Origin of the sequence: Sphingosinithalassobacter sp. CS137 (assembly GCF_014334115.1) — a bacterium.
Classification (GTDB): domain Bacteria; phylum Pseudomonadota; class Alphaproteobacteria; order Sphingomonadales; family Sphingomonadaceae; genus Sphingomonas.
The window spans coordinates 1,983,668-1,995,700 of record NZ_CP060494.1 but is presented as its reverse complement, the minus strand read 5'-3'; the positions used below and the strand labels follow the sequence as shown (position 1 = coordinate 1,995,700).

Annotated in this window: 15 protein-coding genes and 1 tRNA gene; 5 read left to right on the top strand and 11 right to left on the bottom strand. The window is 68.1% G+C overall.

The annotated features are described in order from the left end of the window. Positions 1-34: 34 nt before the first annotated feature. From fdxA to H7V21_RS09885, 4 genes are all read left to right on the top strand, one after another. Complete coding sequence (fdxA, locus tag H7V21_RS09900) at positions 35-376, top strand: ferredoxin FdxA (protein WP_188053483.1); 342 nt, start codon at positions 35-37, stop codon at positions 374-376. Between the two features lie 257 nt (positions 377-633). Further along, entirely contained in the window at positions 634-1,173 is a 540-nt protein-coding gene (locus H7V21_RS09895) for a CarD family transcriptional regulator (RefSeq protein WP_188053481.1), read from the top strand. A gap of 110 nt (positions 1,174-1,283) precedes the next feature. Then, positions 1,284-2,003 carry a head GIN domain-containing protein gene (locus tag H7V21_RS09890; protein ID WP_188053479.1) on the top strand — a complete coding sequence of 240 codons (720 nt, stop codon included), beginning with the start codon at positions 1,284-1,286 and terminating at the stop codon, positions 2,001-2,003. A 43-nt stretch (positions 2,004-2,046) separates the two neighbouring features. Next, positions 2,047-2,754 carry a GIN domain-containing protein gene (locus tag H7V21_RS09885; RefSeq protein ID WP_188053477.1) on the top strand — a complete coding sequence of 236 codons (708 nt, stop codon included), beginning with the start codon at positions 2,047-2,049 and terminating at the stop codon, positions 2,752-2,754. 6 nt (positions 2,755-2,760) lie between these two features. On the opposite strand, the gene pdeM is transcribed toward H7V21_RS09885, so the two are convergent. From pdeM to dapB, 7 genes are all read right to left on the bottom strand, one after another. Further along, positions 2,761-3,423 (bottom strand): ligase-associated DNA damage response endonuclease PdeM, encoded by a 663-nt coding sequence (gene pdeM, locus H7V21_RS09880; protein ID WP_188053475.1) that lies wholly within the window; start codon positions 3,421-3,423, stop codon positions 2,761-2,763. A 32-nt stretch (positions 3,424-3,455) separates the two neighbouring features. Further along, positions 3,456-3,920, bottom strand: coding sequence for a hypothetical protein (locus H7V21_RS09875; RefSeq protein WP_188053473.1), 465 nt, complete (start codon positions 3,918-3,920; stop codon positions 3,456-3,458). An 86-nt stretch (positions 3,921-4,006) separates the two neighbouring features. After that, a complete protein-coding gene (locus tag H7V21_RS09870) occupies positions 4,007-5,431 on the bottom strand; it encodes a M20/M25/M40 family metallo-hydrolase (RefSeq protein WP_188056473.1) in 1,425 nt (474 codons plus the stop codon). Between the two features lie 66 nt (positions 5,432-5,497). Next, positions 5,498-5,574, bottom strand: a tRNA-Arg gene (locus H7V21_RS09865). 50 nt (positions 5,575-5,624) lie between these two features. Then, entirely contained in the window at positions 5,625-5,999 is a 375-nt protein-coding gene (locus H7V21_RS09860; RefSeq protein WP_188053471.1) for a hypothetical protein, read from the bottom strand. 1 nt (position 6,000) lies between these two features. Further along, complete coding sequence (gene nth / locus H7V21_RS09855; protein ID WP_188053469.1) at positions 6,001-6,672, bottom strand: endonuclease III; 672 nt, start codon at positions 6,670-6,672, stop codon at positions 6,001-6,003. Beyond that, complete coding sequence (gene dapB / locus H7V21_RS09850) at positions 6,669-7,397, bottom strand: 4-hydroxy-tetrahydrodipicolinate reductase (protein WP_188053467.1); 729 nt, start codon at positions 7,395-7,397, stop codon at positions 6,669-6,671. The genes nth and dapB overlap by 4 nt, the downstream gene beginning before the upstream one ends. A 218-nt stretch (positions 7,398-7,615) precedes the next feature. Between dapB and H7V21_RS09845 the strand changes: the two genes are divergently transcribed. Beyond that, positions 7,616-8,323 (top strand): NAD-dependent deacylase, encoded by a 708-nt coding sequence (locus tag H7V21_RS09845; protein ID WP_188053465.1) that lies wholly within the window; start codon positions 7,616-7,618, stop codon positions 8,321-8,323. 122 nt (positions 8,324-8,445) lie between these two features. On the opposite strand, the gene H7V21_RS09840 is transcribed toward H7V21_RS09845, so the two are convergent. From H7V21_RS09840 to lepB, 4 genes are all read right to left on the bottom strand, one after another. Further along, positions 8,446-9,441: a nitrilase-related carbon-nitrogen hydrolase gene (locus H7V21_RS09840; protein ID WP_188053463.1), complete on the bottom strand. Its 996-nt coding sequence runs from the start codon at positions 9,439-9,441 to the stop codon at positions 8,446-8,448. After that, positions 9,438-10,349 (bottom strand): GTPase Era, encoded by a 912-nt coding sequence (gene era, locus H7V21_RS09835; protein WP_188053461.1) that lies wholly within the window; start codon positions 10,347-10,349, stop codon positions 9,438-9,440. The genes H7V21_RS09840 and era overlap by 4 nt, the downstream gene beginning before the upstream one ends. 117 nt (positions 10,350-10,466) lie before the next feature. Next, a complete protein-coding gene (rnc, locus tag H7V21_RS09830; RefSeq protein WP_262503809.1) occupies positions 10,467-11,138 on the bottom strand; it encodes a ribonuclease III in 672 nt (223 codons plus the stop codon). Beyond that, the gene (lepB, locus tag H7V21_RS09825; protein WP_188053459.1) at positions 11,135-11,968 is read right to left on the bottom strand and encodes a signal peptidase I; all 834 of its coding nucleotides are present in this window, start codon (positions 11,966-11,968) and stop codon (positions 11,135-11,137) included. Before lepB ends, rnc begins: the two co-directional genes overlap by 4 nt. Positions 11,969-12,033 lie beyond the last annotated feature (65 nt).

Here is a 12,033-nt window from a genome sequence, read left to right as displayed (position 1 = left end):
GAGAAAACCCTTCGCGAGTGGAGCCGATCGACCCATGACCTATGTCGTCACCGACGCCTGCATCCGGTGCAAGTACATGGATTGCGTCGAAGTTTGTCCGGTCGACTGCTTCTACGAAGGCGAGAATATGCTCGTCATCAATCCCAGCGAGTGCATCGACTGCGGCGTGTGCGAGCCCGAATGCCCTGCCGAAGCGATCCTTCCGGATACGGAAAACGGGCTGGAGCAATGGCTCGAGCTCAACAAGACCTATTCCGAACAGTGGCCGAACGTCACTTCGAACAGTGGTCAAACGCCCGACGACGCCGACGAACACAAGGGCGAGGCGGGCAAGTTCGAGAAGTATTTCTCGCCCGAGCCCGGTAGCGGCGACTGAGCTGGGCGGGGGTTCGCACGCCCTTCGAAAAATTCTCCCGGCTGGGCCCATGAGACGCACTTTTCCGCGCTCGCTCGGGTGCTCCACGCTGGTAATTTTATTACGGCTATGTTAAACGGGCTGCGTCGCGGCAGGGATTCGCCTCTGCCCGAGGACGTATGAGTAAGGTGCCCCGTCTGCGCCTGCCCGGGTCGGCTAACCGAAGCGGGTGGAGACTGCAATCCCCGGGGCCGTGTTCACGGAAAGGCTACACGCACATGGCTGCCAAGGCGCTGTCCTTCGATGTCGGCGATTACGTCGTTTACCCCAAGCACGGCGTAGGCCGTGTGATCGAGCTGCAGAAACAGGAAATCGCGGGCATGCAGCTCGAGCTCTATGTGCTGCGGTTCGAGAAAGAGAAAATGACGCTGCGCGTTCCGACCAACAAGGCGGAAAGCGTCGGCATGCGCAAGCTCTCCTCGGACAAGACGCTGAAGGAAGCTCTCGACACGCTCAAGGGCAAGCCGAAGGTGAAGCGTACCATGTGGTCGCGCCGCGCCCAGGAATATGAGGCGAAGATCAATTCGGGCGACCTCGTGTCGATCGCCGAAGTGGTCCGCGACCTGTTCCGCGCCGACGATCAGCCCGAGCAGAGCTACTCCGAGCGCCAGATCTTCGAGGCCGCGGCAAGCCGCCTGGCCCGCGAACTGGCCGCGATGGAGGAAGTCGACGAGCCTGCCGCGCTCCAGAAGATCCTCGAGATCCTGAACAAGGCCGCGGCGATCCACAATCAGAACAAGGAAAAGACCGCGGCCTGAGCCGCGGCATCGGATCCGGGAAGCAGGAGGGGCGGCCGGCAACGGCTGCCCCTTTTCTTCACGCCCACCAAGGTGTATTGCGTCTACAATACACAATCGGAGGAATGCCAATGCGCGCCTTAGCCGCCATCATCCTGCTGCCGCTGGCCGCCTGCGGCGGCCCCGACGCCGAACGCGAGGCACGCGCCGTGTCCAATGGCGGCACTGCGGAAGTGCGAAACTTCGACGCGAGCAATTTCACCGGCGTCGAGCTACGGGGATCGGACGATGTCGACGTCGCGATCGGCGAGCAGTTCGCAGTGCGCGCCGAGGGCGATGCCCGCGCGCTCGATCGTCTGGAAATCGAGGTGGTCGACGGCATGCTCCGCATCTCGCGGCGCAGCTCAAACGGCAACTGGTTTTCGGATGACGATGCACACGTCTATGTGACGATGCCGCGGATTACCGCCGCCAGCGTCAGCGGATCGGGCAACATGCGGGTCGCGAGGGCCGAAGGCGATTTTCGCGGCGCCGTTTCCGGTTCCGGCGATCTGGACCTCGCGGAGCTGGCGACCGAACGCGTCGAACTATCGGTTTCCGGCTCGGGCGACCTTAGTGCGGCGGGGCGCACGCGCGCTCTCGACGCCTCGGTCTCCGGTTCCGGCGACATCGATGCCGAGCGGCTCACCGCCGATGCGGCACAGGTTTCGATCGCCGGCTCGGGCGACGTCAGTGCGAATGTCGATGGCGACGCCTCAGTCTCGATCGCGGGTTCGGGCGATGCCGAGCTGGGTGCAAATGCGCGCTGCTCGGTGCGGGCGAACGGCTCCGGCTCGGCGCGCTGCGGCTGAACGGGACTTGCACGCGGGCGGGCAAGGGTGCGATGCCGTCGCCATGCGCCGCCTGCTGCCCGTACCGCTGTTCCTTCTGCTGCTGATTTCGGCGGCGGCGCCCCAGGACCGCACTTATCTCATCTCCGGGTTCGAACGGGTTCGAGTCGATGGCCCGTTCGAGGTGCACGTCACCCCCGGCATGACCGCCAAGGCCCGCGCACGCGGCGGGCGGCGGGCGCTGGAGGCGCTCGACGTGCACGTATCCGGCTCGACGCTGGTGGTGAGCGGTGGCAGCGACCCGGCGGCCGGTGGACGTGATTCCGCGGGAGCCTCGCCGGTCGTCGAGGTGGAGGTGCCGCGGCTGCGCGCGGCATCCGTGAACGGCGGCGGCGAGCTGCACATCGCCGAAATGCACATGCCGCGGGCGGAGGTGAGCGTGAACGGCGCCGGCACTGTCGAAGTGGCGGACGTGCGCGCCGAAGACCTGTCGGCGACTCTGATCGGCACCGGCCGGATCGCCCTTGCCGGAACAGCAGGGGAAGCGCGCCTTCGCTCGAATGGCGCCGGATCGATCGACGCGCAGGCGCTCGAGGCGGGCGACGTGTCGATCGTCGCCGAGACCACCGGCCCGATCACGGCGCACGCCCGCTATTCGGCGCGCGTGCTCGCACGGTCACTGGGAACGGTGGCGATCGCCGGTCCCGGCCAGTGCCGTGTTTCCGGTCCCGCGCCGGTCTCGTGCGAAGGCGGGATCGAAGGGCAGCGCTGAAGGGCTTCAGGCGGCGAGCGGAAAGCGCAGCAAGCGATCTGCGACCGGCACCAGCGCCTGGCCCGGCTCGCCCAATGCACGCGCGATTTCCGGATCATGCGCATCGAGTCCGCCGGTCAGTGCCCCGAACGCCGCAAGGATCAGCTTGCTGCGGCTCGCCACGAAGCACCGGCGCGCCACCTGGCGTCCGCGCACGGTGACGCGCAGCTTGGGATGGAAATGCCCGGAAAGCTCGGGCCGCCGCTCGGACGGATCGGCGATGTGGCGCAGCAGCAGCCCGTCGACTTCGGCTTCGTCGCACACCGCTCCGCCGCAGTGATCGACATAGACGGCGTCGTGATTGCCGGTGATCCAGGTCCAGCGCAGCCGAGCGGTGAGCGCCGTCAGCCGCTCGCGTGCGGCGGAAGGCAGGCGGGCGCAGCCTTCGGGATCATGGAAGCTGTCACCCAGGCACCAGAGTTCCTCGGCGCCGGTCCGCGCGACCAGCGCTTCGACCTGGCAGAGAGTCGCGAGCGAATCATAGGGCGGCAGCATCTGTCCGCGCGCAGCGAACCAGCTCGCCTTTTCGAGATGCAGGTCCGCGAGCAGCAGCGCACGGCGCTCGGGCCAGAAGAGCGCGGCCTCCGGAAGCGCCAGCAGCGTGCGGCCTGCGAACGAAAGGGGAACCATGGCGTTCGCTATCGCCGCCGCCCCGGCAGCGGTCAACAGCGAATGATCGGCACACGGCGGTCGTCGATCACGATCGTCCCACTGTCCGCCCCAGTGCGCTCGATGCGATAGCTGCGGACTTCGGGTTCGCCGCCGCCGGCCTCACTGTCCTCATCCGGCTCGAAGCGTTCGGTGATCCGTTCGGTCACGGTGTCGCCGTCGAGCGTCCAACTGCCCGTATCGCCTGCATTGGCGACGCTGCCGTCGGCATCGTAGCGCACGAAGAAGTCGCTGGCGCAGCTGCCCTCATAGGACCATGCGCCGATCAGCCAGTCGCGTAGCGGCGCGGCGCTCCCCGCATCCGGCCGATACGCGGCCGGTGCGGCAACGGCAGGCGACAGCGCTTCGCTGGGGAGTTCGGTCTTGGTCTCGGCCTCGGTTGTCGATGCAGGCGCATCGGCCGAACAGGCGGAAAGACCAGCGAGCAGAATTGCGGCAGGAAACAAGCGACGGATCATCACGCGGCCCCCACAAGCGCAGCGGCGCCATTCTACCGCAAGGCAGCTTCCCCCGGTAGCTCCCGCGAACGATTTTCAGCCCCGCGTCACTCCGTTGCCACAGCCACGTCACGGCGCGCAGCGGCCCGTGATGCACCGATCTCCGCGAGAATCCGGACCCAGGAGCGAATGCCCTTTTGGAAGCTCTTGAGCTCGTATTTCTCGTTGGGCGAATGGATATTGTCGTCGTTGAGCGCGAAACCGGCCATCACCGTGTCCATCCCCAGGATCCGCGCGATCGAACTGACGACGGGAATCGAGCCGCCCGAGGCAAGCAGCGCCGATTTGCCCCATTCCGCGTCCAGCGCCGCCTGTGCAGCGGCGAGCGGCGCGCTGTCGGCAGCGAGCCGGATGGCACGCGAGCCGCCGCGCGGGTTGAAGCTGGCCGAACAATCGGCGGGCAGCCGATCGCGGACATGCTGCTCGAACGCGCTCCACACCTGATCGGGATCCTGATCGCCGACGAGCCGGAACGAAACCTTGGCATGCGCCTGCGCCGGAATGACGGTTTTGAAGCCTTCACCGGTATAGCCGCCCCAGATCCCGTTTACTTCGGCGGTCGGCCGTGCCCAGCTCTGCTCGAGCGCATTGATGCCTTCCTCACCCGCCGGGACGCTCAGACCGACTTCGCCGAGAAAGTCCGAGGCGTCGAAGCCGAGCTTCTTCCACGCGGCGCTGACCTGCGGCTCGACCGGGTGAACCCCGTCGTAAAAGCCGGGCAGCGTCACGCGACCCTCGGCATCCTTCAGGTCCGCGAGGATGTTCGCCAGCACCGCGATCGGATTGCGTGCGGGGCCGCCGTACAGACCCGAATGCAGATCACGCGACGCTGCCTGGATCGTCACTTCGCCCGCCGCCATGCCGCGCAGCCCGATGGTGAGCCCCGGCGTGTCGCGATCCCACATGCCGGTATCGCAGATCAGCGCGAAATCGGCGGTCAGTTCCTCGGCATGGGCGTGGAGGAAGGGTTCGAGGCTCTCGGAGCCCGATTCCTCCTCGCCTTCGAAGAGGATCGAAACGCGGCAGGGCAGCGCGCCCGTCGTCTCCTTCCACGCCCGGCAGGCCTCGATGAAGGTCCGCAGCTGGCCCTTGTCGTCGCTGGCGCCGCGACCGGTGATCGCCCTGCTGCCGTCGGCGCGCGTTTCGATCGCCGGATCGAACGGATCGCGCTTCCACAGCTCGAGCGGATCGGCCGGTTGCACGTCATAATGGCCGTAGAACAGCACATGCGGCCCCGGCCCCTCATGGTGCGCGACCACCATCGGATGGCCGCCCGTCGGCGCGACCCGCGCGTCGAAGCCGAGTTCGCCCAGTTCCTGCGCCAGCGTTTCGGCGGCGCGGCTACAGTCTCCGGCATAGGCGGGATCGGTCGATACGGAGGGGATCCGCATCAGCGCGAACAGGCGCTCCAGGCTGTCGTCGAGGTGCGAGTCGGCAAAAGCGAGCGCGGCGTCGGTCTGCTGCTGGGTCATCCCCGACACCTAGGTCGTGCCTTGCCCCGGGACAAGGCGCCGGCAAGCGCGGCGCGGAGAGAAGTCTGGCGCACCCGACAGGATTCGAACCTGTGGCCTCTGCCTTCGGAGGGCAGCGCTCTATCCAGCTGAGCTACGGGTGCGTGGTGCATGCGCCTAGCAAAGCCCGCGGCGGTGCGCCAGACGTTTCGATTCACTCGGCCGCAGCCCGCTCGACCGGCTGGAACATGCCGAGGCCGCAGGTCGGGCCGCCGCTGAGCCCCGGCGACCGGAGCACCTCGATCGTGTCGACCGAGCAGAGCTGGCCGGTCGAAGTGCGATAGGAAAACCGCTCCTCGAAGCCGAGGCCCGGGCATGCCAGCGGCAGCTCGTTGCGGAGCACCTGGCCGTCGCGGAGCACGAAATCGATGATCCTGTCGCCGTGCACCTCGGTACGACGGATCTGGGTGAGCGCGACGCAATTGCGCGGCGCGCCGGTGGGCGTCGCCGCCGGAGCCTCCGCCTGCTGGCTTGCCGCACCGGGCGCGGCGGCGAACAGAATGGCGGCGGGGATCAGCACGATGCGCATGTCAGTTTCCTCCTGGCGCCGGCTTGCGGCGCGCCTTGGGCGGCGGGGTCTTGGGACGGAACGCACAGAGATCGGCAACGATGCAGCGCCAGCATTCGGGCGTCCGCGCCTTGCAGACATAGCGGCCGTGCAGGATCAGCCAGTGATGGGCATGGAGGCGGAAGGGAGCGGGCACCACCCGCTCCAGCTTCTTTTCCACCGCCAGCACCGTCTTGCCGGGCGCGAGCTTCGTCCGGTTCGAGACGCGGAAGATGTGGGTATCGACCGCGAAGGTCTCGTGCCCGAACGCCGTGTTCATCACCACATTTGCGGTCTTGCGGCCGACACCGGGAAGCCGCTCCAGCGCGTCGCGGTCCTCGGGCACGGCGCCGCCATGGTCGGCGATCAGCGCTTCGCTGAGCGCGATGACGTTCTTTGCCTTGGTGTTGAACAGGCCGATCGTCTTGATGTGCTCCTTGAGCCCCTCCTCGCCCAGCGCCACCATCCCCTCCGGGGTATCGACCTGCGCGAAGAGGCGCCGGGTTGCCTTGTTCACTCCCGCGTCGGTCGCCTGCGCCGAGAGGACGACCGCGACGAGCAGCGTATAGGTGTTGACCGATTCGAGCTCGGTTTCCGGATGCGGATTGGCTTCGGCCAGCCGCGCGAAGAAATCGACGACGTCGGCCTTCTTCACATGCCCAGCACCTGATCCATGGTGTAGCGCCCCGCCGGCTGATCCGCGAGCCACAGCGCCGCCCGTACCGCACCGCGCGCGAAGATCGCGCGATCCTCGGCGATATGGCCCAGCTCGATCCGTTCGCCAGTGCCCGCGAAGATCACATGGTGATCGCCCGCGACCGTGCCGCCGCGCAGCGACGCGAAGCCGATCGTGCCGTCGGCGCGCGCGCCGGTTAGGCCTGCACGGCCGATCACGCTCGCTTCGCCGAGCGACGTGCCCAGCCCCTCGGCGGCGGCCTCGCCGAGCAGAATCGCCGTTCCCGACGGCGCATCGACCTTGTTGCGATGATGCATCTCGACGACTTCGATGTCCCACTCGCTCCCGAGCCGCGCCGCCGCCTCGCGCACCAGATGCGCGAGCAGCGTGACGCCGAGCGACGTATTGCCGGTCTGAAGCACCCCGATGTCCTGCGCCGCTTCGTCGAGCATCGCCTGGTGCCGCTGGCCCAGGCCGGTAGTCCCGACGACGATCGGCGTGCCGCCCGCGCGGGCGGCGGCAAGGTGCGCCTCGAGCGCGGCGGGCGTGGAAAAATCGACCAGCGCGTCGCACGTCCGGGCGAGGGGCGCGGGATCGTCACCGATATCGGCACCCCCGGCGACGCGTACGCCAAGGCCCGGCGCCTCCTCGGCGATCGCACGTCCCATCCGCCCGAGGCTGCCGTAGATCCCGATCGTCGTCATAGCCGCGGATTCCCGTCGAAGGTCACACTAAGGTCGCACCTCAACGCGCGCGTGCGGGCCCGTGCGCGCAGGCGCGCGAGGCGTATGCGATCGGACGGGGCCGGTCGCAACGACGAGTGGTACAGTGCCATGCTCCGCTCCATGACACAGGCCGGGGGCTGTAGGACAGAGGGAATGCAGGGGTTGCGCGGGCGCAACCGCTGTTCGAAGACACGGGCATGGCCGACCCCATCCGCAACATCGTGATCCTGACCGGCGCCGGCATCTCTGCGGAGAGCGGCGTCGCAACCTTTCGCGGGCCGGGCGGACTGTGGGAAGGCCATCGTGTCGAGGACGTCTGCACGCCGCAGGCGTTGCGCCGCGATCCCGAGCTGGTGCACCGTTTCTACGACGAGCGGCGCGCGAAGCTGGCGAGCGTGCAGCCCAACCCGGCGCATAGCGCGCTGGCGCGGCTCGATGCCGAATGGAGCGGCGGGCTGCTGATCGTGACGCAAAATGTCGACGATCTGCACGAGCGCGCCGGAGCGAAGCGGCTGATCCATATGCACGGCGCGCTGCGATCGGCGCTGTGCGCGATGTGCGGCGCGCGGCAAGGCTGGGAGACGGCGCTACCGCCGGGCACCGACTGCACGGGCTGCGGCGAGGCGATGCTGCGGCCCGACATCGTCTTCTTCGGTGAGATTCCCTATCAGATGGACGCGATCGCGGCGGCGCTGGACGCGGCCGATCTGTTCGTTTCGATCGGCACGTCGGGCGCAGTCTATCCGGCTGCGGGCTTCGTGCAGGAGGCGCGGAGGAGCGGCGTCCGCACGCTCGAACTCAACCTCGAGCCGAGCGAGGGCAGCCATTGGTTCGACGAGAGCCGCCAGGGGCCGGCGGGGGTGCTGGTGCCGCAATGGGTCGACGAGGTTCTGGGAGGCGAGTAACCGCTCGTCCCGAGCACGGTCGAGGGACGTGCCGAGTGCGCTCCGCCCCAATGGTGTCTCGACTACGCGCAACACGAGCGGAAATTGACGCGCCGCGTGAGGCGCCCCCTCCACCAGCCTGTCTAGGCCGCCTGGGTTTCGCAGTCGCTGTCGCCTTCGTCCTCGGGCCTGTCGGAAAGGCCCTGCCTGGCGCGGCGATCGACGATCAGCTCGAAGATGTCGGGGCGGGCGTGATGGCCGTCGACGTCGAGCGTCGCGAGGTTGAACTCGATTTCGGACAGATCGATCGACTGGTGCAGCATCTCGGGTTCGTGGCCGGCCCGGGCGAGCACGACGCCGTCGGGAGCGACGATCGCGCTGCCGCCGTGCTGAAGCCGCCCCTGGGGCATGCTCTGGAGCAGCGCCCTGCCCGCGGCGTTGCCGCCGACCATCTCGAGCCCGTCGAGCAGATCCTGCCGATCCTGCACCGCGCCCGCGGCCAGCACGAAGCAGCGGCCCTCGTACGCATAGTGGCACGAGGCCATCAGATGGAGATCCTGCACCGCCGGCCAGGCGGCGACATGCACCGATTCGGCGCTGTGGTGCATCGCCGCGCGGGCGAGCGGCATCCAATGCTCCCCGCTGATGAGCTGGCCGACGCTGCCCCACTTCGCTTCGTCCAGCGTCAGCGTCGATCCATCGCCGCAACCCCAGATCATGCGTTCGGCATGACCGGGCGCCAGCTTGCGGTGAAGCATCGGCGGCGCGTTGGGCCGAAAGAGATATTGGGTGTCGAACAGGCTCGAGCGGAGGCGTTCGTGACCGCCGATCGAGATCAGCGCCCCGGTGCGGTCGGCGATACGCTGGAGCGGCTTGAGGCGCGGGTCGCGGCCGCGCAGCGCCTGTTCGAGCAGGATCGCGTGGAGCTGCTTGGTGCCCGGATGGTCCCACAGCGCGGCCTTGGGCGCATGATCGAGCCAGAGCGGATAGCCGCCGAGGAAGGTTTCGGCGAAGGCGATCAGCTGCGCGCCGTTCGCCGCCGCCCTCTCGGCCAGCCGCGCGGCGTGCCGCACTCCCGGCTCGACGGCGAAGGGGATCGGCACATCCTGCACGATCGCGACGTTCAGTTTCCGGCTCATTCGACCCAGTCCAATCCGATCTCGCGATAGAGCGAGCGATCCTCTTCCCACTTCGGGCTTACTTTCACGTGAAGATAGAGGTGAACGGGGACTCCCAGAAGACGATTGAGCTCGGCGCGGGCGCGGGCGCCGATCTCCTTGATGCGGCTGCCGCCCTTGCCGAGCACGATCGCGCGCTGGGTTTCGCGCGCGACCAGGATCTGCTGGTGGATCTCGACCGAGCCGTCGGCGCGCTCGCTGTACTTCTCGGTCTCGACCGCGCTGGCATAGGGCAGCTCGGCATGGAGCTGGAGATAGAGCTGCTCGCGCGTCACTTCGGCGGCGAGCATCCGGTCGGTCGCGTCGGAAACCTGATCCTCGGGGAAGTGCCACGGCCCGTCGGGCATGCGCGCGGCGAGCGCGGACTTGAGCTCGGCCACGCCATCGCCGGTCGCGGCGCTGACGAAGAAGGTCTCGTCGAACGGCAGCAGCTCGTTGAGCCGGGCGGCATGGCCGAGCAGGCGCGGCTTGTCGGCGATGTCGACCTTGTTGAGGATGAGCAGCTTGGGTTCGCGGCGATGCGCGAGCCGCTCGGCGATGCCCGAAACCTTGGGGCCGAGGCCGCCCTTGCCGTCGACGACGAAGGCGATCGCGTCGGCGCCCTCGGCGCCTTCCCAGGCGGCGGCGACCATCGCCCGATCGAGTCGGCGCGCGGGATCGAAGATGCCCGGCGTATCGACCAGCAGCAGCTGGGTGTCGCCTTCGATTGCGATGCCCATCAGCCGGGTGCGCGTGGTCTGCGCCTTGGGGCTGACGATCGCGACCTTCTGGCCGACGAGCGCATTGACGAGAGTGGACTTGCCGGCATTGGGCGCGCCGACCACGGCGATCAGGCCGCAGCGTGGAGTGGAGACGGAAGAATCGGGCACGATGGTTCGCTACTCAAGAGGCGGGCTGGAACAGGCTCAGCCCGGACGGATGGACGACGGGGCGAGCCCCATTCTAGGCGCGTTGCCCCGCGCTTGTCGAAGGGCGCCGTGCGGCGGCTATTTCGCCTCCAGCTCGGCGAGCAGCGCCGCCGCCGCGGCGGTCTCGGCCTCCTGCTTGTTGGTGCCCTGCGCACGCGCCTCGGCGAGCTTGCCGATCGACACCCGGACGGTGAAACGCGGCGCATGCCCCGGGCCCGAGCGATCGACGACTTCATATTCGGGCGGACGGCGATTGTGCGCGGCGGCCCATTCCTGGAGCGCCGACTTGGGATGCTTGGGCGCCTTGAGCTGCGCGTCGATCCGCGTGCCCCAGGCGCGGCGGACGAAGGCGCGGGCGGAATCGAGGCCGGCGTCGAGATACCAGGCGCCGATCAGCGCCTCCATCACGTCGCCGAGGACATTGTCGCTGTCGGCCGCGCCGTCGTCGCGTGCCTGCTTGCCGAGACGCAGGTGCGGGACGACGCCGAGCTCGCGGGCGACATCGGCACAGACCGCGCCGGTCACCAGCGTGTTGAGGCGGCGCGACAGGGCGCCTTCGGGCTCGGCGGGATGGCGTTCGAACAGCCATTCGGCAACGATCAGGCCGAGCACGCGATCGCCGAGGAATTCGAGCCGTTCGTAATTGGCCGCGGCCTGGCTGCCGTGCGTCAGAGCGCGCTCGAAAGGCCCGAGATCGCGGGGGCGCTCCCCGAACACCCCGGCGAGCCAGCCCCCCAGATCGGGCGTCAAAAGCCCTCCGCGATGCGATCCCACCGCGCCGCGGTGAACCAGGTCCAGGGCAGGAACCAGTTGGCGCTGCCGTCGGTCGACCAGAAGGTGACGACTGCCTTGCCCTGCAGATTTTCGAGCGGAACGAACGAGATGCCGCGCTCGGCATGGGTGAAGCGGCTGTCGGCGGAATTGTCGCGATTGTCGCCCATCAGGAACACATGGTCTTCGGGCACGGTGTAGACGATGGTATTGTCCGACCGGCGCATGCCCATGTCGAGCACTTCATAGCTGCGGCCGCCGGGCAGCGTCTCGCGATAGCGGGGGATGCGGCACACCGCCTCGCCGCTCGCGTCGACGTCGCGGAACTCGGGATCGCAGCGCTCGAGGCCGTAGTTGGGCGAGAGCGGGATGGTGAAATCGGCGATCCGCTCGCGCGGGACCGGCTGGCCGTTGAGGATGAGCTGGCCCTGGCGCATCTGCACCGTGTCGCCCGGCAGGCCGACAACGCGCTTGATCCAGTCGGTATTATCCGTCGGCGGCGCCTTGAAGACAACGACGTCGCCGCGTTCGGGCGTGTCGGGGAAGACGCGGCCGGGGATCAGCGGCAGGCTCCACGGCAGCGAATGGCGCGAATAGCCGTAGTTCCACTTGGTGATGAACAGATAGTCGCCGATCAGCAGCCGCGGCATCATCGATTCGCTGGGAATGCTGAACGGCGAGAAGATGAAGCTGCGCACGATGAAGACGACCAGCGCGAGCTTGAGCAGGAACGAGGCGAGATCGCGCCATTCGCTCTTCGGCTTGGTCGCTGCCGGGTCGCGGGCGTCGGCGGGGGCGGTGTCGTCCATGGCGCAAGCTCTGCTGTGCGGGGGCCATGGCGTCAAGCGCGCGATGGGAGTGGCGGCGCCGGAAA